Annotated in this window: 21 protein-coding genes, 1 tRNA gene and 1 pseudogene; 14 read left to right on the top strand and 9 right to left on the bottom strand. The window is 34.0% G+C overall.

Annotated features, from left to right (window positions below; translation table 11 throughout):
- Positions 1–176 precede the first annotated feature (176 nt).
- Positions 177–1,205, bottom strand: coding sequence for a zinc-binding metallopeptidase family protein (locus tag A9D35_RS15640; protein WP_066224741.1), 1,029 nt, complete (start codon positions 1,203–1,205; stop codon positions 177–179).
- 550 nt (positions 1,206–1,755) lie between these two features.
- On the opposite strand from A9D35_RS15640, the gene A9D35_RS15635 reads away from it, so the two are divergent.
- From A9D35_RS15635 to A9D35_RS15620, 5 genes are read left to right on the top strand one after another with little or no spacing between them, the layout of a single operon-like run.
- On the top strand, positions 1,756–3,210 hold the full coding sequence (locus A9D35_RS15635; protein ID WP_083191729.1) for a serine hydrolase domain-containing protein: 1,455 nt from the start codon (positions 1,756–1,758) through the stop codon (positions 3,208–3,210).
- A gap of 7 nt (positions 3,211–3,217) precedes the next feature.
- Positions 3,218–3,343 carry a hypothetical protein gene (locus A9D35_RS19515; protein ID WP_262487494.1) on the top strand — a complete coding sequence of 42 codons (126 nt, stop codon included), beginning with the start codon at positions 3,218–3,220 and terminating at the stop codon, positions 3,341–3,343.
- Positions 3,340–4,689, top strand: a complete 1,350-nt coding sequence (locus A9D35_RS15630; protein WP_066224736.1) for a serine hydrolase domain-containing protein — start codon at positions 3,340–3,342, stop codon at positions 4,687–4,689. Before A9D35_RS19515 ends, A9D35_RS15630 begins: the two co-directional genes overlap by 4 nt.
- A gap of 10 nt (positions 4,690–4,699) precedes the next feature.
- The gene (locus tag A9D35_RS15625; protein WP_066224732.1) at positions 4,700–4,975 is read left to right on the top strand and encodes a hypothetical protein; all 276 of its coding nucleotides are present in this window, start codon (positions 4,700–4,702) and stop codon (positions 4,973–4,975) included.
- A gap of 25 nt (positions 4,976–5,000) precedes the next feature.
- A complete protein-coding gene (locus A9D35_RS15620) occupies positions 5,001–5,453 on the top strand; it encodes a serine hydrolase domain-containing protein (RefSeq protein WP_066224730.1) in 453 nt (150 codons plus the stop codon).
- A 1,326-nt stretch (positions 5,454–6,779) separates the two neighbouring features.
- Here the strand turns inward: A9D35_RS15620 and A9D35_RS15610 are convergent.
- Positions 6,780–7,640, bottom strand: coding sequence for an aminoglycoside 6-adenylyltransferase (locus A9D35_RS15610; protein ID WP_066224724.1), 861 nt, complete (start codon positions 7,638–7,640; stop codon positions 6,780–6,782).
- A 238-nt stretch (positions 7,641–7,878) separates the two neighbouring features.
- Here A9D35_RS15610 and A9D35_RS15605 point away from each other — a divergent pair, with 238 nt between their 5' ends.
- From A9D35_RS15605 to A9D35_RS15585, 7 genes and pseudogenes are all read left to right on the top strand, one after another.
- A complete protein-coding gene (locus A9D35_RS15605; protein ID WP_066224722.1) occupies positions 7,879–11,211 on the top strand; it encodes a transglutaminase family protein in 3,333 nt (1,110 codons plus the stop codon).
- 7 nt (positions 11,212–11,218) lie between these two features.
- Positions 11,219–12,540: pseudogene (locus tag A9D35_RS19285) on the top strand (circularly permuted type 2 ATP-grasp protein); the annotation flags it as partial.
- Positions 12,529–13,779 carry an alpha-E domain-containing protein gene (locus A9D35_RS19280; protein WP_369692208.1) on the top strand — a complete coding sequence of 417 codons (1,251 nt, stop codon included), beginning with the start codon at positions 12,529–12,531 and terminating at the stop codon, positions 13,777–13,779. The pseudogene A9D35_RS19285 and the gene A9D35_RS19280, both read left to right, overlap by 12 nt.
- A 2-nt stretch (positions 13,780–13,781) precedes the next feature.
- On the top strand, positions 13,782–14,678 hold the full coding sequence (locus tag A9D35_RS15595) for a transglutaminase family protein (protein ID WP_066224719.1): 897 nt from the start codon (positions 13,782–13,784) through the stop codon (positions 14,676–14,678).
- Between the two features lie 62 nt (positions 14,679–14,740).
- Entirely contained in the window at positions 14,741–14,947 is a 207-nt protein-coding gene (locus A9D35_RS19725) for a hypothetical protein (protein WP_369692182.1), read from the top strand.
- A complete protein-coding gene (locus A9D35_RS19800; RefSeq protein ID WP_439951256.1) occupies positions 14,929–15,093 on the top strand; it encodes an ISAon1 family transposase N-terminal region protein in 165 nt (54 codons plus the stop codon). The genes A9D35_RS19725 and A9D35_RS19800 overlap by 19 nt, the downstream gene beginning before the upstream one ends.
- Positions 15,089–16,072 (top strand): ISAon1 family transposase, encoded by a 984-nt coding sequence (locus A9D35_RS15585; protein WP_066220849.1) that lies wholly within the window; start codon positions 15,089–15,091, stop codon positions 16,070–16,072. Before A9D35_RS19800 ends, A9D35_RS15585 begins: the two co-directional genes overlap by 5 nt.
- 110 nt (positions 16,073–16,182) lie before the next feature.
- On the opposite strand, the gene A9D35_RS15580 is transcribed toward A9D35_RS15585, so the two are convergent.
- Both A9D35_RS15580 and A9D35_RS15575 read right to left on the bottom strand, forming a co-directional pair.
- Positions 16,183–16,256: transfer RNA gene (locus tag A9D35_RS15580), tRNA-Thr, on the bottom strand.
- Positions 16,257–16,317: 61 nt separating this feature from the next.
- The gene (locus A9D35_RS15575; protein WP_066224716.1) at positions 16,318–16,587 is read right to left on the bottom strand and encodes a hypothetical protein; all 270 of its coding nucleotides are present in this window, start codon (positions 16,585–16,587) and stop codon (positions 16,318–16,320) included.
- A 453-nt stretch (positions 16,588–17,040) separates the two neighbouring features.
- Between A9D35_RS15575 and A9D35_RS15570 the strand changes: the two genes are divergently transcribed.
- Positions 17,041–17,412, top strand: coding sequence for a hypothetical protein (locus A9D35_RS15570; protein ID WP_066224713.1), 372 nt, complete (start codon positions 17,041–17,043; stop codon positions 17,410–17,412).
- Positions 17,413–17,446: 34 nt separating this feature from the next.
- Here the strand turns inward: A9D35_RS15570 and A9D35_RS15565 are convergent, their stop codons facing one another.
- From A9D35_RS15565 to idi, 3 genes are read right to left on the bottom strand one after another with little or no spacing between them, the layout of a single operon-like run.
- Positions 17,447–18,418, bottom strand: a complete 972-nt coding sequence (locus A9D35_RS15565; RefSeq protein ID WP_066224711.1) for a type I phosphomannose isomerase catalytic subunit — start codon at positions 18,416–18,418, stop codon at positions 17,447–17,449.
- A gap of 7 nt (positions 18,419–18,425) precedes the next feature.
- Positions 18,426–18,836 (bottom strand): 6-pyruvoyl trahydropterin synthase family protein, encoded by a 411-nt coding sequence (locus tag A9D35_RS15560; RefSeq protein WP_066224706.1) that lies wholly within the window; start codon positions 18,834–18,836, stop codon positions 18,426–18,428.
- Entirely contained in the window at positions 18,837–19,361 is a 525-nt protein-coding gene (gene idi, locus A9D35_RS15555; protein WP_066224703.1) for an isopentenyl-diphosphate Delta-isomerase, read from the bottom strand. It abuts the gene before it with no gap.
- Positions 19,362–19,487: 126 nt separating this feature from the next.
- On the opposite strand from idi, the gene A9D35_RS15550 reads away from it, so the two are divergent.
- On the top strand, positions 19,488–21,077 hold the full coding sequence (locus tag A9D35_RS15550; RefSeq protein WP_066224699.1) for a peptide chain release factor 3: 1,590 nt from the start codon (positions 19,488–19,490) through the stop codon (positions 21,075–21,077).
- A gap of 484 nt (positions 21,078–21,561) precedes the next feature.
- Here A9D35_RS15550 and A9D35_RS15545 read toward each other — a convergent pair whose 3' ends face one another.
- A complete protein-coding gene (locus tag A9D35_RS15545; RefSeq protein ID WP_066224696.1) occupies positions 21,562–21,879 on the bottom strand; it encodes a DUF3467 domain-containing protein in 318 nt (105 codons plus the stop codon).
- Positions 21,880–22,064: 185 nt separating this feature from the next.
- A complete protein-coding gene (gene rpoC / locus A9D35_RS15540; protein WP_066224693.1) occupies positions 22,065–26,369 on the bottom strand; it encodes a DNA-directed RNA polymerase subunit beta' in 4,305 nt (1,434 codons plus the stop codon).
- Positions 26,370–26,376 lie beyond the last annotated feature (7 nt).

The following is a 26,376-nucleotide window of genomic DNA, read 5'->3' as shown; positions in this document are numbered from 1 at the left end:
GTATTTACGCAAACGTTTGACCAAATGTTAAAAAACAAAATAAACATCTTAAAATTGAGATTTCTTCTAATTTAACATCATGAAATTAAGCAATCTACAGTGATAAGCCCTCTAATTCCACGCCTTAATATTTCTGATATCTTAATTAAGACACAATAAGAATTAATGAAGTACCTTTAAGAGCTTGTATTCCGGTAAGATTTTAGTAATTCGTGAATAAAAGATAACTTTTCTACAACGTTATCTGGAACAACAAAGGGATAAATATCGGGTAGCCCCATAGATCTATTTAAACTGTTCGCCATACATGTTAACGAAACGCTTGCTTTAAAAATGACCTTAAAATCTGCTTCTAAATACGGATTCGGACAAGTGTTTACTACTAGTTTTTTTACATTGTCATTCTCTGGATTAAAGGACAGTCCGAAATAATTGGATGTTTCTAGAGTATCCATTAAGTGAAGATAATGCGCCCAGGTTTCTGCCCAATCTTCCCAAGGATGCGAACTTGCGTATGCACTGATATAGTTTTCATTCCAATTCTCTGGGGCGCCATTTTTATAATGATTGTCTAAAGATTCGCTATAATCTGCACGTTCATCTCCAAAGATCATTCTAAAGGATTCAACATTCGATTGGTTAAATAAAAGCTCCCAATAATAATGACCAATTTCATGCCTAAAATCACCTAAAAGGGTTCTATAGCTCTCATTCATTTGCTTTCGCAATTGTTCCCGTTTAACAGAATCTGCTTCAGTAAGAATAATAGTCACTACCCCATTGGCATGCCCAGTTAATACATTTTCATCATTGTTTTCTGACAAAAAATCAAATGTAACACCATCCTCATACTTCAATTTAGGATAGACCGGCAATCTCAATTTTAGTAATTGATACACCAAGCGGTGTTTTGCAATTTCTAAATCGTTCCATTTCTGAAAATGATCTATATTGGATCGGTTTGGAACAACCCGATTTAGGCTACAGGCTAAGCAAAATTCAGGATTCTCAGAATCGTCTACCAACCAATTGCAAACCCCATATTTATAATTTGAACAAAATTTTGTGTAATTCCCCTGATTATTATTCGGATCTTGAAAATTGTCTAAATAAGGATTATATCCTAATTGAGTATTGCAGTTCTGACAAGTTGCATTCTCGAAAAACAGAGGAGATTTACAATTAGGACATTCAAATATTTTCATAAATCAGGATTTTAAACACTAATAAATAATGGTGTACTACAGAAAAATTCAGGGTTATATAGCTTCTCAAATATAGATAAAATTTGATTTAAACGTATGTAATTGAATAATCTTATTCCTGTGTATAAACCAATTTTTTAGTCTTTGATTTTATATACCACTTCGAAAATTATGGCTTTATATAATAAACTTTCTCTTTTTTTAAAAGATTCATTTTATGGGGATTCTTTATTATACACAATGTTTTTTTAACCTGGCCTTACTAAATTCTAAAAATTAAGCGGTGATAAATTCTTATTACAGTAAAACCAGAACATGGTATTACACTAAACACTAACTGCTTACACACCTAAATGTTTGTATATTACAGTATAAACACCTATTTTTATAATACTTACATTTCTACTTTTTACTAACACACGCTTTTAAATTATATTTTTTAGACATAAAAACTTAGGATTTATCAGTCGATTTGAAATACTTAAAAATTCACACTCCCTACGAATTAAATTTAGTAGTTCAATTATATAAATAAGTAAACTAGTATGTCATGAAAATCAACCTCCTCATACTCCTAGCAAGCTGCTTCTTGGCAATCTCTAATTATGCTCAACAATCTCTAGAAATATCCAAAGCAAAAGCTAAAGAAGTCGATGCCTTTATAAAAAAAGAAATGAAACTGCAACACATGCCCGGAATGGCTTATGCTGTAGTTTCCAACGGTAAAACCCTATTACGTGGAAATTATGGGTATGCTAGTTTAGAATATAAAGTACCGGTTTCAGATTCTTCCCGATTTTGGATTGCTTCTATATCCAAACACATGACCTGCGTAGCCATTATGTTGTTAAAACAAGATGGTGTTTTAGAATTAGATGTACCTATAAAAACCTACTTGCCAGATGCGCCAGAAACTTGGAATGACATAACCATCCGACATTTAATGACCCATACCTCAGGATTGCCAGAATATGAAGGTCTTTCTTATAGTAACAAAATAAATAAAGAATATTCTGCCGACGAAATCTATGAAAATATCAAAAAGGATTCTCTGCTGTTTAAGCCTGGCGAAAAATTTTCATATAGTGATGATGGCATGACCGTATTAGGCTATATTATTCACAAAGTCAGTGGCATGAGCTTTAATGACTTTATGCAGCAACGCATTTTCGATCCCTCCAATATGCAAACCGCATACCTGATGGATCAATTGGTCATTCATCCAAATCAAGTCACAGGATATCGAGCTACAAAAAATGGAGTCGTCCCCGATAGAAACTCTGGAAGATTTATTCAAGAGGAAATCCAACCTGCTGGCGGTGTTTTCGCCTCCATCGACGATATGATCCATTGGGATGCTGCACTAAACACGAACCTGCTTCTCACCGAAGAAAGTAAAACCATGATGTACACACCGTATACCTTAAATAATGGAAAACAAACTGACTATGGTTTTGGCTGGTTTACAACAACCATAGACAATCAGTTGGTTTTATATCATACTGGGACTTCTGGAAGTGAATTTTTAAGATTACCTGATAAGAATGTAAGCATAATTGTATTTACCAATTTGGCAAAAAGAAAACACTTTTTATCTAAAATTAGCGACATACTGGGTTACTCCCCAGACGAGCGGAAAGATTTTTTAGAAAAAAACCGTTCAAATATTACAAATCCAAAGAAAAATGAGATCAACACTTTGGTAGGGCATTATAACTTAAAAGATATTTATGGATTAGAACTACAAATTCGTCTAATTACAAAAGAGGACAATACGACATTGTGTATTGATTTTGGAGATGGTGAAACATCTAATGAACTCATAAAATTAAATGACAATAGCTGGATATATTATAGTAGAAGGTTTCCTCAATCATGGCATAGCCGAGAAATAAGGTATAAACAAGTTAAAAATAGTAACCCTCTAACCTTAAATCTTATTTTAAATGGAAAAATCATTGGTAGTATTGAGAAAATTGGAGAATTAGATTCTGATAAAAACTAACAACACTATGAAAACCAAATTATTATTTCTAATCATAAACTGCTTTTTAATAGGCTCAATCTACGGACAGAAACCTATAGAAATATCCAAAGAAAAAGCTGAAGAAGTCGATGCCTTTATAAAAAAGAAATGAAACGCCAAAATATCCCCGGATTGGCTTATGCTGTAGTTTCTAACGGCAAGCCCCTTTTGAGGGGTAATTTCGGATATGCTAGTTTAGAATATAAAGTACCGGTTTCAGATTCTTCCCGCTTTTGGATTGCTTCTATATCCAAACACATGACCTGCGTAGCCATTATGTTGTTAAAACAAGATGGTGTTTTAGAATTAGATGTACCTATAAAAACCTATTTGCACGATGCGCCAGAAACTTGGGATGCTATTACCATACGGCATTTAATGACACACACCTCTGGTTTGCCTAATTATGAAGGAAATGCCCGAAACAATATTGTTCCTAAAAAGTATTCTGCAGACGAAATATATTCCAATATTAAAAAGGATTCCTTGTTGTTCAATGCTGGTGAACAATTTTCATATAGCGATGATGGTATGAACGTTTTAGGCTACATCATCCATAAAATATCCGGCATGTCTTTTAACGAGTTTATGCAAAAACACATTTTCGATCCTGCTAAAATGCAAACAGCCTATCTTATGGATCAGGTTACCATCCATCCCAATCAAGTCACAGGGTATGCCCTAATCGATGGTAAGGTCGTGTCTGACAGAAACAGAGCTAGAATTGTAGATGTAGAATTAATCTCAGCTGGCGGTGTTTTCGCCTCCATCGACGACATGATCCATTGGGATGCTGCACTAAACACGAATCTGCTTCTCACCGAAGAAAGTAAAACCATGATGTACACACCGTATACCTTAAATAATGGAAAACAAACTGGATATGGTTTTGGTTGGTTTACAACGACCATGGATAACCAATTGGTATTATTTCATAATGGAGCTTCGGGAGTAGAATTTTTAAAACTCCCTGATAACGATTTGAGTATTATTGTTTTAATAAACCAAAGAGTAACAAATAAATTTTTTGCCGCTGGTATATCAGACATTTTAGGTACCACACCAGATGAACGCAAAGATTATATATCAAAACATAAGGAAACCATTGTTACAGCAAAAAAGAGCGACATAAAACCTTTATTAGGACACTACAAATTTACCATATCTGGAAATAAAGGTGAGCTCAGTGCTATCCCAAAAGAAGAAAACACGAGATTAATATTAAATTTTCCGGATGGTCAATCAATAGAATTATTAAAATTAACAGATGGTTCCTGGTTGTTTTATGATACGACATTTCCACTCGATAGAGAGAATGAAATAGCTGGAATTGGTCAAGATGAAATAACTTTAACCAAAGTTAAAAACAGTAAACCACTTACCTTTAATTTTCTTTTTAAAGGAGAAATTATTGGCAACATGGAGAAAATAGGGGAATTGGAGTCAACTAAAAACTAAACCGCCAAATATGAAACTATTAAAACCCCTTTTAATCCTGCTCATTATTTCAGTGAGTACTTCTACAACAGCACAAGATTTTAAGGATGAACAACATTCTGGTTACTATATGGGCGAATACACAAGATCTATTTTATACCATATAGAATTTAAAAATGATAGAAACTTAAATACCGGAGGCAAAAATTATGATGAATCAAAAGGGATAATTGCCACCAATACCATTTGGCATGATAAGGCGCATCCTTCGGCTATTTATTTGCCCGTAGTAAACCATAGGCAGTAACCTAACATCTTAAACTCGTAACATTATGAAAAATTCAAAACCATTATTTCTTTTTTTAGCGTCCCTTTTTTTTAGCTTCAACCTTGTTTTAAGCCAAAGTCTTGAAAAAAAACTAGACTCCGTTGTGCAATTAGAGTTAAAACAAGCGCAACCAGGAGCGTCTATTTTAGTTACAAAAAACAATGAAAAACTATATCAAAAAGCTTTCGGAATGGCCGACATGGAGCTTGGTGTACCATTAACTCCAAACATGAAATTTTGTATTGGTTCTCTTACTAAACAATTTACCGCTGTTGCTATATTGCTTTTAGAACAAGAAGGGTTGCTTTCTACCCAAGACCCTATAAGTAAATTTATACCCGAATTAAGTAGTAATTATCCCAATGTAAAAATTCATCATTTATTAAATCACACTTCTGGAATTTTCGATTACACCAGCGATCCTTCATTCCCCCAAAACATTCATTTAGAAAATTAAAATAACCACAGTAAAATTTAAAAACTCTAACAACATTAATTTATTTACTTTTGTTAAAAACAAGATTAACACCTACTGCACATTTAAATTAGAATAGCTAGTTTGTTTTTACCGTTCTATTTTAATGGGCATCTACTTATGAGCTTTAAATTAGTCCTACCAATTTTATTATACTTATTTATTAATAGCCTTTTTGTACTCAAATACTCATCTCGAGTGGACTCAGATTTGGGATATGTGTTTACACTATTATATTTTTGCTTGTCTTTAGTTTGGATTTATTTTTTTCAAAAAACAAATTTAAAAATCTATTATAAAGGTTCATTTTTCTTAATTCTTTCATTCTTTTTTCTGGTCACTATCTATTTAAACATAGTAGTAGATGGTTATACACTTAATACAGACCGGTGGTCTGCTATGGAAGCAGGTATTTCTGCTTTATTAAATGGGGATTACCCTTATTCCGCAATAGATCATTTAAATGGGCGAACTTCAAACCTACCGACCCTTCTATTCATCGGAATTCCATTTTATTTAATTGGTAATATTGGTTTCCTTCAGTCTTTTGCCTTCCTTATTTTTGCTTATATTATTTATATAACATTCACTTCATATAGAGATCGACTATTTTGCTTGTTATTGTTAATTTGCTCTCCGGCCTATTTATGGGAGGTTTATGCAAAAAGTGATTTAATGTCCAACTTTATATTTATCACATTATTTTTAGTCGTTGTTCAGAAAAAAATAACAAAAAATCAAAGTATAAACACTTCTGTCTTATCATTTCTGTCGACAGCATTATTACTAACTCGACTAACTTCAGTCATTCCAATATCTTTACTCCTCTTTAAAGAATTTTATTACTTTTCTATAAAAAAGAAACTCATTTTTATTACAACTGCAGTAGTAACTGCTCTCGTATTTCTATTTATATGTTTTCATAATGCAGATAATATAGAACATATTAAAATGCATAATCCATTAGAGTTACAAAACAGACAGTTACCATTTATTGTTAGTATACTATTTATTATCTCCCCAATAATCTACTCCTTTAAAGTTCATAACTTATCGGAACTAATCGGGTCTAATGTCTTTATTTTGTTCATTACCGTAGCGATAGCTTTTATTCTAAATATATTTGAACACGGTATATTTCAGTGTGTGTTTAATTCGGCTTTCGATATCAGTTATTTCAATATTACATTACCTTTTGTCATATTATTTATCGCATTGAACTATAAAATATCGCATTAACTTTCCATTTCCCACACGCACAACCAGTACTTAAATACTAAAAAAAATTAACCTTTTTTTTGCGGTATCTTAATTGTTATCTATTTTCACCTCAGCAAGGTATTGTTTTACATGTAATTCTTCAGAAATATTATATGTGTATTTTAATGCGTTCGTCACTGATTTTGCAAAATCACCAAACAATTCCATCATAAGTTCCAAAGCATTCCAAGTGTTCGAGATTTGAGCATCAGAATAGGTTTTTAGTATCCTTTTATATGCAGATTCGGAGACATAGTTTTTTATAAACTTTCCGCCTCTACCTGCCGAGACAGAAAAATTAGTAGCTGTACCAATTTGCCATTCAATCATTTTTATGAACATGGGCCGCACAACCGTATCTAACATGTCCCTAGCATAAATAATTTCATTTCTGGCAAGTCCCTTACCCACATACGTGCAAACCCACCAAAATTCGTTGCATGTTTCTTTAAACTCAAGTGCTGTTGGCTTCTTAATAATATAATCGGAATCGTTTGCTTCTGGAACGTTTTCAAATAAACCGTCTTTATCTAACCAGACATGAGTTAGACTGTCCCATTTAAAATCTTTACGCAATTTATCTATCGAAATCAATGTTAAATCGATTCTATTTCCACCTGTAAATTGCATGAGATAAGTAAATTTCCCTGAATTCATCCTAGCTTCATTTCCCAAGTTCATATCGTCTGGTAATTGCCAAATTAAACGCGGTCCAAAATAATCTACCCAACAGTGATTAGAAGTGAAAAAGTCAATATCTTTTACAATATAAACCACATCAAAATCTTGATACTTATCGGGTTTTATATTTGAATTTACTCGAGAACCATTCAATAAAACGGCTCGAATATGTTCTTCAGACTGAGCCTTTTTAAGAATAAGTCGTTTCATCTCCTTTTCGCTTCTCATTTTTTAAAATCAGTTTTATTGTCCTTTTTTATACTTAGGCGACTCACCTAATTTCAGTTACATCTCCTGCTACAAAAACAAGAATTGCCTATTTAATATTTAAAGCAAGGTAAAATTATTGAAACCACATTTTAAAATTAAAAAAAATATACATTTTATATTCTTTCCTTTTTTTTTAAACATACTGTAATTTTCGGTTAAAAATCTCTTAAATTGTAACGTCTTTAATAGGTTAAATATGGCTCTAAAAATTGTTATCTCACACAAAACATTATATAAATACGATCGCTTAGTCTCGTTATCACCACATATATTCAGGCTACGTCCTGCCCCACATAGCCGTACACCAATAGAATCGTATTCGATTAAAATAAAACCCGAAAATCAGTTTTTCAATTGGCAACAAGACCCTTTTGGAAACTATATGGCGCGTTTAATTTTTCCGGAGAAAACCAAGGAATTATCTGTAGAAGTTGAAATTATTGCCGATTTAAAAACCATAAACCCTTTCGATTTCTTTGTCGAAGAGGCTGCAGAGGAATATCCATTTACCTACGATGAAACCACAAAAAAGGAACTCCTTCCATACTTAGAAGTTACGGAACAAGGCCAACTTTTAAAAGATTTCATTAAAACCATAGACACAACACCTAGAAAAACCATCTATTTTTTAATAGATATAAACCGAAAAATATACGAATATTTAAACTACAACATACGCTTAGATCCAGGTGTACAATCTTGCGAAGAAACACTAGAACTTAAAACAGGGTCTTGCCGCGACTATGCATGGTTATTTGTGCAAACGTTACGCCATTTAGGATTTGGAGCTCGATTTGTTTCTGGCTATTTGGTTCAATTAAAATCAGATGAAAAATCTCTAGATGGTCCTTCTGGTCCCGAAGAAGATTTTACCGATTTACATGCTTGGGCCGAAGTTTACCTCCCGGGAGCAGGATGGATTGGCTTCGATGCTACTTCCGGCCTTTTAGCAGGTGAAGGGCATATCCCTTTGGCATGTACACCTTCGTTTGAAAGTGCTGCTCCTGTGTCTGGAATGACAGATATTTGTGAAACTGAATTCTTTTTCGAGAATTCTGTAAAACGTATTTTTGAATCACCACGTGTAACAAAACCATATACCGAAGAGCAATGGAAGGCTATCTATAAACTTGGTTTTAAAGTTGAAAAGGAATTACAAAAAGGAGATGTTCGACTAACTATGGGAGGGGAACCAACTTTCGTCTCCATAGACGATATGGAATCTCCCGAATGGAATACAGCTGCAGATGGTCCGCATAAACGTGAACTGGCAAAAACGCTCTCGGCTAAATTATATGACGATTTTAATAACGGTAGTATTTTACATCAGGCTCAAGGAAAATGGTATCCTGGAGAGCCTCTCCCTCGGTGGCAAATTGAAATCTGCTGGAGAAAAGACGGTAAAAAGATATGGCACAATAAAAAACTATTTGCCCTTTTTGCCGATCAGAATTCGATACCCGATGATGCCGACAAAGTATTTCTAGAAACCTTAACAAAATATCTTGGAGTATCTAACAAGAACATTATCCCCACCTATGAAGATGCATTTTATTTCCTTTGGGAAGAAGGTAAACTCCCTATAGATGTAGACCCTACACAAGACGATAGTGCACTTTTAGTAAAAGACAAACTGAAGCAAATTCTAAATGATGGCAAGTCGAAAGCTGTGGGGTATGTTTTGCCATTAAATAATACCGCTAATAAATGGTACACTAATGCCTGGCGCTTTAGACGAAATCATTTGTTTTTAATTCCTGGAAACTCACCTATTGGATTAAGACTCCCTTTAGATTCGCTTATTTTAGAACCCGAACATGGTGAATTCCCAAAATATATCCCCGATAATTTTACTAAAAAGAAAAAACTACCGAGTTACAGAAATTTGGTATCAAAACGTGTTAAACACATTACAGAACATGGTCTAGAAGAAGATAACTCGAATTATTTTATAAGAACTGCATTATGTGCCGAAATTAGAGATGGAAAATTGCATTTATTTTTACCTCCTCTAGATTCTGCCGAAATATTTTTGGATTTAGTAGCATCTATAGAAGCTACCGCAAAAGAACTTAAAATTCCTGTTGTTTTAGAAGGCTACGACCCTCCTAAAGACAATCGATTAGAATCGCTAAAAATCACGCCAGACCCAGGTGTTATTGAGGTTAATGTGCAACCAGCTAAAAACTGGGAAGAACTGACTCACAACACCTTAAAACTATACGAACTAGCTAAGGAGTCGCGTTTAGGTACCGAAAAGTTTATGCTCGACGGTAAACACACTGGAACTGGTGGTGGAAATCACGTGACTTTAGGTGGTGTTACCCCTGCCGATAGTCCGTTATTGCGTAAACCAAGTTTATTGCGTAGTTTACTAACGTTTTGGCAACACCATCCTGGTTTATCTTATTTATTTTCTGGAGCATTTATAGGAGCCACAAGTCAGGCACCTCGTATAGATGAAGCTCGTATGGAAAACTTATACGAACTTGAAATTGCATTCAGCCAAATTCCTAAAAACGGTAAAGTTCCGTTTTGGTTAACAGATAGGCTTTTTCGCCATTTATTAACCGATTTAACTGGAAATACCCACCGTGCAGAATTCTGTATAGATAAATTATACTCGCCAGATTCATCGTCTGGACGCTTAGGAATTTTAGAATTACGTGCCTTCGATATGCCTCCGCACCCGCAAATGAGTTTAATGCAAAACTTGCTGGTTAGAACATTAGTGGCTTGGTTCTGGAAAAAACCATACGAGCACGAATTAGTCCGTTGGGGTACAGAATTACACGATAAGTTTTTAATAGAACATTATGTACGAGAAGATATAAAAGATATTGTGGCTCAACTTAATAAAGCAGGTTACCGTTTTAAAGAAGATTGGTTTAATCCCTTTTTCGAATTTAGATTTCCTTTACACGGTATGATCGAAATAAATAATATCCATCTAGAATTACGAGCTGCTATAGAACCCTGGAATGTTTTAGGAGAAGAAATGACGGGGGGTGGTACGGCTCGATATGTAGACTCATCGGTAGAACGTATTCAAGTTAAAGTCTCTCATTTTATAGAAGAGCGCTTTGTTTTAACCTGTAATGGCGTAAAAATCAATTTAAATAATACAGGTGTTAAAGGCGAATATGTAGCGGGTATTAGGTATAAAGCATGGAACCCACATTCGTCCTTACACCCCACTATAGATGTAGATACTCCATTAGTTTTCGATATTATTGACACATGGAATAGACGCTCTATTGGAGGCTGCACTTATTTTGTGGCTCATCCTGGCGGACGTTCTTATGAAACTTATCCTATAAATAGTTACGAAGCAGAATCTAGACGTATTAATCGTTTTTGGGATCAGGGACATACTCAGGGTGAGGTATTTGAGGTTGAAAAAATCGAACAAGACGACAACAAATCAAGGCGAAATGTAAAAAAACAAGGTAGTTCGAAAAAATTTAGATACGCAGAATTACCAATTAATTTCGAATTTCCTTATACCTTAGATTTACGAAAAAAATAAACGATTAATGTCGATTGATAAAAATACCCTGTTTGGAAGTTATTTTTCAGACCTTAGAAATTACGACGAAGTATTTAAATCTAATTTGTCTGTGAATCCCAATTGGGAAAAATTACTTTATAATCTTACCCAAGTGGGTACAGAAACCTTAATCTCTAAACAAAACGAGATCGATTGGTTAATGGATGAAAATGGTGTGACCTACAATGTGTATAACGACCCTAAAGGTATGCACCGCGCTTGGCAATTAAACATAGTGCCCTTTATAATTCATGAAAAAGAATGGGACACTGTTGAAAAAGGTATTCAGCAGCGTTCAGAATTACTAAACCTAATTTTAAAAGATATTTATGGCGAACGTGAGCTTATAAAAAATGGCATTATTCCGCTGGAAGTCATTTATGCGCACCGTGGATTTTTAAGACAATGCGATCAAATTCAATATAAAACCGCTAAAAACTTATTAATTCATTCTACCGATTTAGCACGCGGTCCAGATGGCCGTATGTGGGTAGTTAACGACAGAACGCAAGCCCCTTCGGGCATGGGATATGCTTTAGAAAACAGATATTCTACAAGTCGTATTTTACCCGATCTTTATAAAGATATTCATGTTAAACCTCCAACACATTTCTTTTACGAGTTTAATAAAATGCTTATCGATGCTGCGCCTCAAAACAAAGAAAATCCCAATATTGTTATTTTAACACCTGGGCCTTTAAACGAGACCTATTTTGAGCATGCCTATCTATCCTCCTTCCTAGGTTACCCATTAGTTACAGGTAACGATTTAGTGGTAAGAAACGGTAAAGTTTGGATGAAATCATTAAAAGAACTGAAACAAGTCGATGTTATTTTAAGACGTGTAGACGATGTGTTTATGGACCCTTTAGAGCTTCGTGAAGACTCGTATTTAGGAGTTGCCGGTTTACTTGATGTGGTAAGAGAACAAAAGGTAACTATAGTAAACCCTATAGGTAGCGGTATTCTGGAAAACTCCGGATTAATTCCTTTTATGAATGCCATTTGTAAGTACTTTTTTAAAGAGGATTTAATTCTACCGCAAATAGGCTCTTGGTGGTGTGGCCAGGAAAAAGAACGTAATTATGTTTTAAACAACCTCACTAACTTGGTTGTAAAACGTATTGATAGGTCTAACAGAGAAAGCATCTTTTTCTGTGAATTTCTTAAACCAAAACAATTAGATCAGCTAAAAAAGAAATAATTGCCAATCCGTTTATTTTTGTAGCACAAGAAAAAATATCCTTTTCTACCGCTCCAGATCTTGTTAAAGATAAATTAGAACCGCGAAAAGTGATGTGCAGAACATTTTCTATAGCCACACAAGAAGGATATGCTGTCATGCCTGGTGGCTTGGTTCGTGTAGCTGCAGAACGAGAAAACTTATTTGTCTCTAATCAACGTGGTGGAGTAAGTAAAGATTTCTGGATTGTTACCGATGAACAACAGACTAATATTCAAAATTACTCTTGGGATAATACGTGTAGAATTTCTATCTCCGGAATTAAAGATTTACCAAGCAATACGGCCGAAAATTTATATTGGTCGGGACGATACTTAGGTAGAGCTCTTGTTACGGCTCGTTTTTTACGCACCGTCCTTAACAAAATGAGTAATGAGCAGTATAACGAACAAAAAACACAATCTGAAGGCTTGCTTAGCTTATTTCAAGCTGTAACACACTTAACTTCTACGTTCCCTGGATTTATTGGGAAAGAAGGCGAAAAAGCACTTAAAGATCCTTTAAAAGAAATTCTATCTTTATTGATTGATCAAGATAGAATTGGAAGTTTTGCACAAACGCTTTCTAGTTTCAATAATTCGTATTACACCTTAAGAAATTTATGGTCTAAAGACATGTGGCGTGTTTTTGATGGTATTCAGAAGAATTGGACAAAGTTTGTAGAAGAAGACAGCAAAGATACTCCCCAATCGCTTATAAAAATACTAGATAAAATCATCACAAGACTTATTGCTTTTATGGGACTCATTGAGGAAAGCATCCTGGTAGAACAAGGATTGTTGTTATATTTTATAGGTTTACAGACCGAGCAAGCCATGATGAATATCTCGAAATGCCGCTCCCTTCTAGTTATAAATCATGAAAAACAAGCTCAATATGAAATTTTAGAAGCACTTTTAACAAGTCATGAAAGTTTAAATATTTACAGATACAGTTACAGGTCTTATTTAAGTACAGAGAATGTTATAAACCTCATTTTACTAGATAAAGAATATCCAAAGTCCTTAACATATCAAATTAAACGCATTCAAAAAGACATAAATAAACTTCCACATTCTGACGCAGTTAATCAATCCACCGATTGTCAGGAATTTATTTCTGAAGCTTATCATAAAATTAAAAATTTAGAAATAACTTCACTTTTAGAGTTGGGAACAGATGCCGTAATAATTAGGCAAAATTTAGATGATGCTTTAACAGAATTAAGCGATTTACTTCATGAAACCTCCTTAGCGATTTCCGACACCTATTTTAATCATGCATACCAACAAAAGCAGTTGGTTAATCAAAATTTCACCTTGTAATTATGAAATTTAAAGTTTCTCATACCACACGTTACGATTATGAAAGTGGTGTTTCATTTTGCCATAATATTGCCACATTGAAACCCAAAAATATGCCTGGACAAACGCTTATAGACTATGAACTTGAAATTAATCCAACGCCAACAGAAATAACCGAACGTCTCGATTTTTTCGGGAATACCATTACTAGGTTTTCAATTCAGAAACAACACAACAAATTAGAAGTAAAAGCTAAGAGCATAATAGAAAGAGATTACACGGAACAACCTAATATAGAAACATCGGAAAAAGGTAAAACTATCACTTTAGAAGAAGCTTTATTAGAATTAAAAACAAATAATCCCGAATATATAGATGTTAAACAGTTTGTTTTAGAATCTATTTTTATTGCTAAGTTAACGCCAGACATCAAAGCCTATGCAGAGCAATCTTTTAAGCCTAAACGTCCCGTTTTTGAAGCCGCATTCGAACTCATGCAACGTATCTTCAAAGAATTTAAATTTGATTCGGAATTTAGCACTATTGCAACCCCTATACACGAAGTAATAAAAGAGAAAAAAGGAGTTTGCCAAGATTTTGCACAAATTGCTATTGCCTGCGTACGCTCTATAGGTTTACCTGCTAGATATGTAAGCGGATATATTGAAACTATACCACCTCCAGGAAAGGAAAAATTAGTAGGTACAGATGCCTCTCATGCTTGGTTTTCTGTGTTTATACCTAGTTTTGGTTGGGTAGATTTCGACCCTACAAATAACCAAATTCCTAAAAACCAACACATAACCGTGTCTTGGGGACGTGATTATTACGATGTTCCTCCCTTAAAAGGTGTAGTATACAGTACAGGAAAAAATAAAATGACCGTAGCAGTAGATATTAGACCTGCTAAGGAGGCTTAATGGCTCAACACAAAAAGTTGTGGAGTACAAAAAATTGGAAGACCTTTGAATAAAAGAAATACATGTCCTCAGACACTCTATTATCAATTGCTAATTTATTACTTCCAGAAGTTTTAGTAACCTATTTTGACTTAACTAAGCATGAGGTTAAAGCTGAAGAAATTCATTTTTATTTCACAGAACTAAACAATGCACCATTGGATCATAAAGATGAAAAACTACACTCTAAAGGTTTTTTCCAGAAGCTAGTATTCAGGATTTCCCCATAAGAGGTAAGAATGTTTTCTTACATATCACTAGACGAAGATGGATTAATCAAGACACTAATAAAGTGGTTACAAGGGATTGGAAATTAGTAGCAAAAGGCACTAGAATGACTAGTGAATTTGCTGCTTTTTTAAAAGAACTCTATTAGTAATAATGCTTCTTGCACAACTCTGGTCGCTAAATTCTATGGAGTAAACCCTAGAAGTATGCAAAGACAATATAAAGATTATTTAAGTGACTTTAAATCTTGGGATCAAAAGTCGCATGCAAGAAATTGGATGTTATTTCCTCAAAACATCGGGGGTTACCTTTCATTGGACGAAACAGCTTTCTCCAATGGTGATTTATATACCATAATAACAAATAAATCCGCAAAAGGAAAGACAGGAGCTATAATAGCAATGGTAAAAGGAACCAAAGCTGAAACGGTTATTAATATACTACGCAAAATCCCTCTAAAACAAAGAAGTAAGGTTAAGGAAGTAACTTTAGATATGGCTGGAAATATGGGACTGATAGTTAAGAAATCATTCCCCAATGCGACATTGGTTATAGATCGTTTCCATGTTCAAAAATTAGCACTAGATGCATTACAAGAGATTAGAATTAAGCATAGATGGGATGCTATAGACCTAGAAAACGATGCTATAGAAAAAGCAAGAAGTAAATCCCTGAAGTTTACCCCTGAACTCCTTAAAAATGGAGATACACTCAAACAGTTACTCGCTAGAAGCAGATATTTACTATACAAATCAAGTTCAAAATGGACTAAAAATCAATCTCAAAGAGCGGAAGTTCTATTTCAGAGATATCCAGATTTAGAAAAGGCATATAATCTATGTCAGAACTTATCATGGATATTTAATAATTCAAAAGATAAAACATCTGCATTAATTAGACTAGCGAAATGGGATGAAAAAGTAAGAAAAGCGGAGTTTAAAAGCTTTAATACAATAGCAAGAACCATGTCTATTCATTACAAAAATATACTAAATTATTTCGATAACAGAAGTACAAACGCATCGGCTGAATCTTTCAATGCTAAAATAAAAGCTTTTAGAGCACAATTTAGAGGTGTCAGAAATATAGATTTTTTCTTATTTAGACTAGCATCTATTTATGCGTAATATATAAATCCCACAACTTTTAGACTTGATCCGGCTTAATTTTAAAATTATTGAGGTTTTAAAATCAAATCAAAAAAAAAGTTCAATGCGTAAACATTGAACTTTTTTAGAGCCGATAGAGGGACTCGAACCCACGACCTGCTGATTACAAATCAGCTGCTCTAGCCAGCTGAGCTACATCGGCCTGAAAATCGAGTGCAAATATAAGAGTGTTTTTTATATCTGCAAAACTTTTTCAAAATAATTTAGCTTAAATTATTGATTTTTTCAATCAATGCACGACCCTTAGTTTCCAATTCTTGGTTAATCGCTTTAAAATGAGCTTTTTTATCGTCTACCTTCTTATCATTTACTTTTGCAATTAATGTATCAAAAGTTGAGATTGCTTCATCGATAATTGCTTCACTCTTTTTAGTATCCTTGTCTGTGTTGGCATATTCCCAAATGTAAACAGCTTCAATAATATCTCCTAAAACGTAATTAATGTCCTTTTTTAAATCTCTAACATTTGCCATAATATAAAATTGTATTTATTTGCTGCAAAATTACATTAATCCGAAACAAAATTTGTTATAATTACATTTAAATATTGTTCAATTAAAAAAATATTATTAGATTTATCCTATGAATACAATCAATGCACAATATAAGCAAGTAAACCATAGTATTTCACAACAGTGGAACACTAATGTCATTTGTATGCTTAAGCGTAAACTATCTGTGCATCTTGAATCAAGTTAACTATTATATAATATAACGATAAACTCTAAAGGTGCTTTTTTTAAAGCACCTTTTTTATTTTTAACCCATTACTAATTTTAAATTTTAATATTATGAAAAATGTAAATTCAATTAAACAGGACAATCAGAAGCTTAAACCTTTTTCCATTCGTACAAACGTCATGTATTGTACTTATCATAATTACAAATTGAGACCCGCTTTAATATATCCATAAAAAAATAACATCATGAATACACATATAAACACCAACGTACCTTTTACTGTAACAAAAAATGTAAGCAACGCTAACGGATTTTTATTACCACATATACTTTATAGCAAAATAAAAACGGTTGCTACTTACCCAATAAAAGAATTTTATTTACAAGATGTCAACGATCTTGCTGACTTTAAATTTAAAATGCATAAAAACGCATTTCTAAATGATGAATTAACCATTCAGGCCCAATTAATTAAAAAAGCTGATCATGGTTATTTAGTAAACATTATTGTTACTAAACCTAAGCCAATTACAAATCATCATGAAACTATTTGTAGTGCGCTATTTGGATTCACCCTAGATGAAGCCTATTATAAGGAGTCTAAAACTGCTTGTTAAATAAAATTCCCGAGTGTTACACCCGGGATTTTTTTTATACATAAACTTCTAAAAGTTTGGCTTGTTTTGCTGTAATTTCGTAGGATTTTGCGGCGGCTGGAAGCAAAATGGTTTCTCCTGTTTTTATCGTTTCTGAGTTTCCATTGGTAGTAATTTCTGCTTCCCCTTCAACACACATATATATTATAAACGAATCGTGATAATTTTCTTTGGTTACCGTATCTGTAACCTCTAAGAAATTAGTTGTAAAATACGGACAACTAATCATTTCGCTAGATTCATTTTGTATTTTTTCGTAAGGCATTTTAAAATCGCCCGTCATTTCAAAATCTATCGCATCTAAAGCTAATTCGGTATGCAATTCGCGCTCATTTCCTTCGGCATCTACACGTTCCCAATCATAAACACGGTAGGTAATATCTGAAGTCTGTTGAATTTCTGCCAACATAACTCCTGCACCAATAGCATGCACTCTCCCTACTTCTATAAAAAAAGCATCGCCAGGTTTAACACGTTCTGTATTTAATATTTCTGGTAGGGTTTTATTTTCTAGATGTTCTAAATAAATACCTGGACTCATATTTTCTTTAAACCCTATAATTAACTTAGAGTCTTCATCGGCTTGCATAACATACCACATTTCGGTTTTCCCAAAAGAGTTATGGCGTTTACCGGCAAGTTCGTCATTTGGATGCAATTGTATAGATAAATCTTCCTTAGCATCGATATATTTTATAAGTAAAGGAAACTTTTCGCCAAAAATCCTGTGATTTTGAACACCAATAAAATCTTCTTTATATTCTAATAAAAGCTCCTTTAAGGTTTTTCCTTTTAAACTACCATTGGCAACTACCGAAGGTTCGCCATCTACATCGCTTACTTCCCAACTTTCACCTATATTAGGTAAAGTACTTTTTTTATTTAAAAGTGTATTGAGCTTTTCTCCTCCCCAGATTTTTTCTTTTAAAATCGGTTCAAACTTTAATGGGTAAATTAAATTTTTCATGTGGTTGCTATTTTCCTGAGTAGGTTACAAAATTTCTAGGGGTTTCATAAAGTGTTATTTCTAACTCTAAATGCTTTCCTATTTTTGGTTTCAATTTATTGTAAATAATAACGGCTATATTTTCGGCAGTAGGATTAAGATCTTTAAATTCGGCAACATCTAAATTTAAGTTTTTATGATCGAAAGCTTCTTCTACTTCGTCTTTTATTAACTGTTTTAAAATTTTTAAATCAATTACAAAACCTGTTTCTTGGTCTATTTCTCCCGTTACACTAACTATAACCTCATAATTATGGCCGTGATAGTTGGCATTGTTGCAACGCCCAAATATTAATTGATTTTTTTCGTCGCTCCAATCTTTTCTATATAATCTGTGCGCGGCATTAAAATACCCTTGCCTACTTACTTTAGCTATCATTTATTTAGAGACATTTATAAATTCGTAAAACTTATCGAAAATAATTTTAAACCAAGACGTGTATAACTCTGGGTGCAATTTAATATCTGCTTTAATATCATTTAAAGACATCCATTTCCAATCGGCAACCTCTTCTGGGTTTATATTAGGTTCGCCATCGTAATACCCTATTAAAACATGGTCATATTCATGTTCGGTTAAACCATTTTCGAAAGGTGATTTATATACAAACGACGTGGTTTCTTCTAAGGCCGTTACAAATCCCATTTCTTCTTGTAAACGGCGTCTACCAGCAACGATATTTGACTCCCCATCGCGTTGATGGCTACAACAGGTATTGGTCCATAATCCAGGCGTATGATATTTATCTAATGCGCGTTGTTGCAGCATTAACTCATTTTTTTCATTAAACACAAATACCGAGAAAGCGCGATGTAAAACCCCTTTTTCGTGTGCTTCTAATTTTGGCATAAGCCCAATTGGCTCATCATTTTCGTTAACTAATATTACGTTTTCTTCTATCATAATGTAAAAATACCAAGTAAAATTATAAAATACGTTAATGTAGAGATAAAAATAAAAAGGCTCGACTTCATTTATAGCATTTCGTACTAATAATAGTATCTTTGCGTCCTATTTTCAACAAATATTATGAGTTTTAAAAGTGAAATAAACAGACGTCGTACCTTCGGAATTATATCGCATCCCGATGCTGGTAAAACAACACTAACCGAAAAATTACTTCTTTTTGGTGGTGCTATTCAAGAAGCCGGAGCTGTAAAAAGTAATAAAATAAAAAAAGGAGCTACAAGTGACTTTATGGAAATTGAACGTCAGCGTGGAATTTCTGTAGCGACATCTGTTTTAGCTTTTGAATACGATGGCATAAAAATTAACATCTTAGACACCCCAGGACACAAGGATTTTGCTGAAGATACTTACCGTACACTAACTGCTGTAGATAGTGTTATTGTAGTTATTGATGTTGCAAAAGGGGTTGAGGAACAAACTGAGAAATTAGTTGAAGTTTGCCGTATGCGAAACATACCTATGATTGTTTTTATAAACAAAATGGATCGTGAGGGTAAAGATGCTTTTGATTTATTAGATGAAGTTGAACAAAAATTAGGATTAAAAGTTGTACCGTTAAGTTTCCCAATTGGAATGGGTTACGAGTTTAAAGGGATTTACAACATTTGGGAAAAGAATGTAAATTTATTTAGCGGGGATAGTAGAAAAGATATTGAAGAAACTATTGAGATATCAGACCTATCATCGCCAGAATTAGATAAATTAGTAGGTGAAAAATCTGCAAATACACTACGTGAGGAAATAGAATTAGTTGAAGGCATTTATCCTGAATTTGACAAAGCAGCCTATTTAGAAGGCCATGTGCAACCTGTATTTTTCGGGTCGGCTTTAAATAATTTTGGAGTTCGTGAATTATTAGACTGTTTTGTAGAAATTGCTCCTAAACCTAGACCAAAACAAAGTGAAGAACGTTTAGTACTACCAGATGAAAATAAATTTACAGGCTTTATTTTTAAGATTCATGCTAACATGGACCCTAATCATAGAAACCGTTTAGCCTTTGTTAAAATAGTATCTGGTGAGTTTAAACGTAATGCACCTTACTTGCATGTTAGAACTAATAAGAAAGTAAAGTTCTCTAGTCCGAATGCCTTTTTTGCTGAAAAGAAAGAAATTGTCGATATTTCTTACCCTGGAGATATTGTAGGATTACAAGATACCGGAAGTTTTAAAATTGGAGATACCTTTACCGAAGGAGAACTTATTCACTATAAAGGTATACCAAGCTTTTCGCCAGAGCATTTTAGATATATTAATAATGCCGACCCATTAAAATCTAAACAACTTTATAAGGGTATAGACCAATTAATGGACGAAGGAGTAGCCCAGCTATTCACTTTAGAACTTAATGGAAGAAAAGTTATTGGTACCGTGGGAGCCCTACAATACGAGGTAATTCAATATCGTTTAGAGCATGAATATGGTGCAAAATGTACTTACGAAAACTTAAATGTTTATAAAGCTTGTTGGGTTGAGCCAAAAGATAAAAAGAGTGAAGAGTTTAAAGAATTTTTACGTGTGAAACAACGTTTTCTAGCCAAAGACAAAAGAAACCAATTGGTGTTTTTAGCAGATTCTCAATTCTCTTTACAAATGACGGAACAAAAATTCCCGAATATTAAATTCCATTTAACTTCGGAGTTTGATTAATGCGGATATTTTTAACTTGTAGAGAAATTTAAGAAAATAGGTTAGCATAGTTGTGAGGTTTTGAAACACGTACAGCGTTAAAAGGTTAAAACCAATAAAACAACATCACTCAACATTATATAAAAAGAGAATTTCTGAAAAGTTAAATTGTCGTCAACCTGAACTTGATTGAGGATACTCAATTTGTTATCAATGTAATGAGATTCTGAAACAAGTTCAGAATGAGGTGATTTAGATCATCATATAATCGCATAAAAAAGCCCTTTGACAATGTCAAAGGGCTTTTTTATATTTTTCCGGTTGGCCCAAAATTTAATGGAATTGGTGGTTGCTGAGAAAAACATGTCGAGCAACCTTTTCCCTATATAAATTTTAAAAGCATACGTTATGCTTCACCAGTCGGACCAAAATTTAATGGTATTGGTGGTTGCTGAGAAAAACATGTCGAGCAACCTTATACCTATATAAATTTTAAAAGCATAGGTTATGCTTCACCAGTAGGACCAAAATTTAATGGTATTGGTGGTTGCTCGTAATCTTTAATTTCACCATGGGCATTTTCAAATCTGTTTACATTATCGGCCAGAGCTTTAAGCAGGCGTTTTGCATGCTGTGGTGTTAATATAATTCTAGATTTCACCTTACTTTTAGGTGTTCCAGGCATAATACTAACAAAGTCTACTACAAATTCTGATACCGAATGATTAATAATGGCCAAGTTTGAGTAGGTACCTTCGGCAATTTTTTCATCTAATTCAATATTAATTTGGCCTTGTTTTGGGTTGTCTTTTTCGTTTGCCATAGAATTTTATTTGTTTTGGAGTTCCACGATAGCGGAAGACCTAATTAGTAATCTGTTTTAATTAAAAAAGCCTTCAAGTATAAAATATACATGAAGGCTTTTATGTTATAAAATGCTTAGACTAAGCTCAGCATAAATTCAACTTCCCTTTTGCGTCCCTTCGGCTTGCAAAATTTTAGTTTCATTTAGTTATAATTCACTTCTTGTCTTTTAGCTTGCATCATTTCGTCGAACTCTTCTTTAGATCCTACGATAATATGATCGTACTTACGCATACCAGTACCAGCTGGAATTTTGTGTCCTACAATTACATTTTCTTTAAGACCTTCAAGACTATCTACTTTACCTGCTACGGCAGCTTCGTTAAGAACTTTTGTTGTTTCTTGGAAAGAAGCAGCAGAGATAAACGATTTAGTTTGTAATGACGCTCTTGTAATACCTTGTAAGATTGGCGTAGCCGTTGCTGGCTGAGCATCTCTTGCTGTTACAAGCTCTTTATCTTCACGACGTAATAATGAGTTCTCATCTCTTAAAGTGAACGGTGTTATTAATTGTCCTTCTTTAAGGTTTGTAGAATCACCTGCATTTTCAACTACTTTTAAGCCAAATATTTTATCGTTTTCTTCAATAAAGTCAGCTTTATGAGCTAATTGATCTTCTAAGAAAATCGTATCTCCAGAATCCTTTATTTGAACTTTACGCATCATTTGTCTTACAACAACTTCAAAATGCTTGTCGTTAATTTTCACCCCTTGTAAACGGTATACTTCTTGAACTTCGTTCACTAAGTATTGTTGTACAGCTGAAGGGCCTTTAATATTTAAAATATCGTTTGGTGTAATAGAACCATCAGAAAGTGGCATACCTGCTTTAACGAAATCATTTTCTTGTACAAGAATCTGATTTGATAATTTAACTAGGTATTTCTTAATGTCTCCTAATTTAGATTCTACGATAATTTCACGGTTACCACGCTTAATTTTTCCGAAAGAAACAACACCATCAACTTGACTTACTACAGCTGGGTTAGACGGGTTACGTGCTTCGAATAATTCTGTTACACGAGGTAAACCTCCAGTAATATCCCCTGCTTTTGCAGATTTACGTGGAATTTTAACTAAAATTTTACCAACAATAATCTTTTCACCATCATCAATCATTAAATGCGCTCCAACTGGTAGGTTATAAGAACGGATTACGTTTCCTTGAGCGTCATCGACATGTAATGTTGGAATTAATTTTTTGCTTCTAGATTCAGAAATTACTTTTTCTTGGAAACCAGTTTGCTCGTCAATTTCAACTTGGTAAGTTACACCTTGCTCAATGTTTTCATAACGCACTTTACCAGCAAATTCTGATATAATTACACCGTTATATGGATCCCATGAACAAACTACATCACCTTTACTTAACTCCTGGCCGTTTTCAATATTAATTGTACAACCGTAAGGAATGTTATTTGTACTTAACGTGATTCCTGTTTTCTTATCTATAAGTTTTAATTCAGATGTACGAGAAATTACAATATCAATTGGGTTTCCTTCGTTATCTTCACCTTTAACCGTTTTAAGATCTTCGATTTCTGCAATACCGTCAAATTTAACGATTAGCTTATTATCTTCAGAAATGTTACCTGCAATACCTCCAACGTGGAACGTACGAAGTGTTAACTGTGTACCAGGTTCTCCAATAGATTGTGCAGCAACAACACCAACAGCTTCACCTAATTGAACCATTTTATTGGTTGCAAGGTTACGTCCGTAACATTTAGCACAAATACCTTTTTTCGCTTCACAAGTTAATGCAGAACGTACTTCTACAGTATCTAAAGGTGATTGGTTTATGGTATCGGCGATATCTTCAGTAATAAGTTCGCCTGCAGACACTAATAACTCATCCGTTAATGGATTTGTAACATCGTATAACGATACACGTCCAATTACGCGTTCTCCTAAAGATTCTACAACTTCATCGTTTTTCTTTAATGGCGTAACTTCTACACCTCTTAAAGTACCACAATCTTCGCTATTAATAATAACATCTTGAGATACATCTACCAGACGACGTGTTAAGTAACCCGCATCGGCAGTTTTAAGAGCCGTATCGGCAAGACCTTTACGAGCACCGTGAGTAGAGATAAAGTATTCTAAAATTGAAAGACCTTCTTTAAAGTTAGAAAGAATTGGGTTTTCAATAATTTCTCCTCCTCCTGCATTCGATTTTTTAGGTTTCGCCATTAATCCACGCATACCTGTAAGCTGACGAATCTGTTCTTTAGATCCACGTGCTCCAGAATCAAGCATCATAAATACCGAGTTAAACCCTTGTTGGTCTTCACGAATACGCTTCATAGACAACTCGGTTAATTCCGCGTTTGTCGATGTCCAAATATCAATTACTTGGTTATAACGTTCGTTGTTAGTAATAAGTCCCATGTTATAGTTACCCGTAATACCTTCAACTAAGCCGTTAGCTTTATCGATCATACCTTGCTTTTCTGGTGGGATAATAATATCACCTAAACTAAATGATAGTCCACCTTGGAATGCAAATTTGTAACCTAAAGTTTTAATTTCGTCAAGGAAAGCAGCTGTTTCTGGAACAGAAGTAACTCTTAAGATATTACCAATAATATCTCTTAACGATTTTTTAGTTAAAACTTGGTTGATATATCCAGCTGCATGAGGTACTTTATCGTTAAATAAAACACGACCTACAGTAGTTTCTATAATTTGTAATACAATTTCGCCTGCATCGTTAAAATCGTAAGTTCTAACTTTAATACCTGCGTTAAGGTCTACACGCTTCTCGTTGAAAGCAATAACAACTTCTTCTGGAGAGTAGAATGTTAAACCTTCTCCTTTAATTGGCACTTCTGGAGTAGATGTACGTAGCTTGGTCATATAATAAAGACCAAGTACCATATCTTGAGAAGGTACCGTTACAGGAGAACCGTTTGCTGGGTTTAAGATATTGTGAGACGCTAACATTAACATTTGCGCTTCAAGAATAGCTTCTGGCCCTAGTGGTAAATGCACCGCCATCTGGTCACCATCGAAATCGGCGTTAAATGCCGTACATACTAATGGGTGTAATTGAATCGCTTTTCCTTCAATTAATTTTGGTTGGAATGCTTGAATACCTAAACGGTGTAATGTAGGCGCACGGTTTAGCAATACTGGATGTCCTTTAAGCACATTTTCCAAGATATCCCAAACCACTGGTTCTTTTTTGTCTATAATCTTTTTAGCAGACTTAACCGTTTTTACAATACCTCTTTCAATTAATTTTCTAATTACGAAAGGTTTGTAAAGCTCTGCAGCCATATTTTTAGGTAAACCACATTCGAATAATTTCAATTCTGGTCCTACAACAATTACAGAACGTGCAGAATAATCAACACGCTTACCTAATAAGTTTTGACGGAAACGTCCTTGCTTACCTTTTAATGAATCTGATAAGGATTTTAAAGGCCTGTTAGAATCTGTTTTAACCGCAGATGCTTTACGTGTGTTATCGAATAACGAGTCTACAGATTCCTGTAACATACGTTTTTCGTTACGTAAAATAACTTCTGGTGCTTTAATCTCAACAAGACGCTTTAAACGGTTGTTACGAATAATTACACGACGGTATAAATCATTTAAATCTGAAGTCGCAAAACGACCTCCATCTAATGGCACTAACGGACGTAATTCTGGTGGAATTACAGGAACCACTTTCATAATCATCCATTCTGGACGATTCTCTCTGTTCTCGTTAGATTCACGTAAAGCTTCAACAACCTGTAAACGTTTTAAAGCTTCTGTTTTACGTTGCTTAGATGTTTCTGTATTTGCTTTATGACGTAATTGATAAGATAAAGCATCTAAATCGATACGTGCTAAAAGCTCTATTAAACACTCAGCACCCATTTTCGCAAGGAATTTATTTGGGTCTGTGTCTTCTAAATATTGATTGTCTTGAGGAAGCGTTTCTAAAATATTTAAATACTCTTCTTCTGTTAGGAAATCCATTTTTTGTAATGGTTCTCCTTCGGCATTTTTAGCATTACCTGGCTGAATTACTACATAGCGTTCGTAGTAAATAATCATATCTAATTTCTTAGAAGGTAAACCTAATAAATACCCTATTTTGTTTGGTAAAGAACGGAAATACCAAATGTGTGCTACAGGAACAACAAGATTAATGTGTCCTACACGATCACGACGTACTTTCTTTTCTGTTACTTCAACACCACAACGGTCACATACAATACCTTTGTAGCGAATACGCTTATATTTTCCACAGGCACATTCGTAGTCTTTTACAGGACCAAAAATACGCTCACAGAATAAACCATCTCGTTCTGGTTTATGAGTTCGATAATTGATAGTTTCTGGCTTAAGCACTTCCCCTTTAGACTCTGCTAATATAGACTCTGGTGATGCTAAACCAATTGAGATTTTGTTAAACCTCTTTACTGTATTCTTATCTTGTTTTCTTGCCATAATATAT

This window comes from Formosa haliotis, from assembly GCF_001685485.1.
In the GTDB taxonomy this organism is placed as follows: domain Bacteria; phylum Bacteroidota; class Bacteroidia; order Flavobacteriales; family Flavobacteriaceae; genus Formosa; species Formosa haliotis.
The sequence above is the reverse complement of the archived record's forward strand: the minus strand, read 5'-3'. Positions and strand labels throughout refer to the sequence as shown.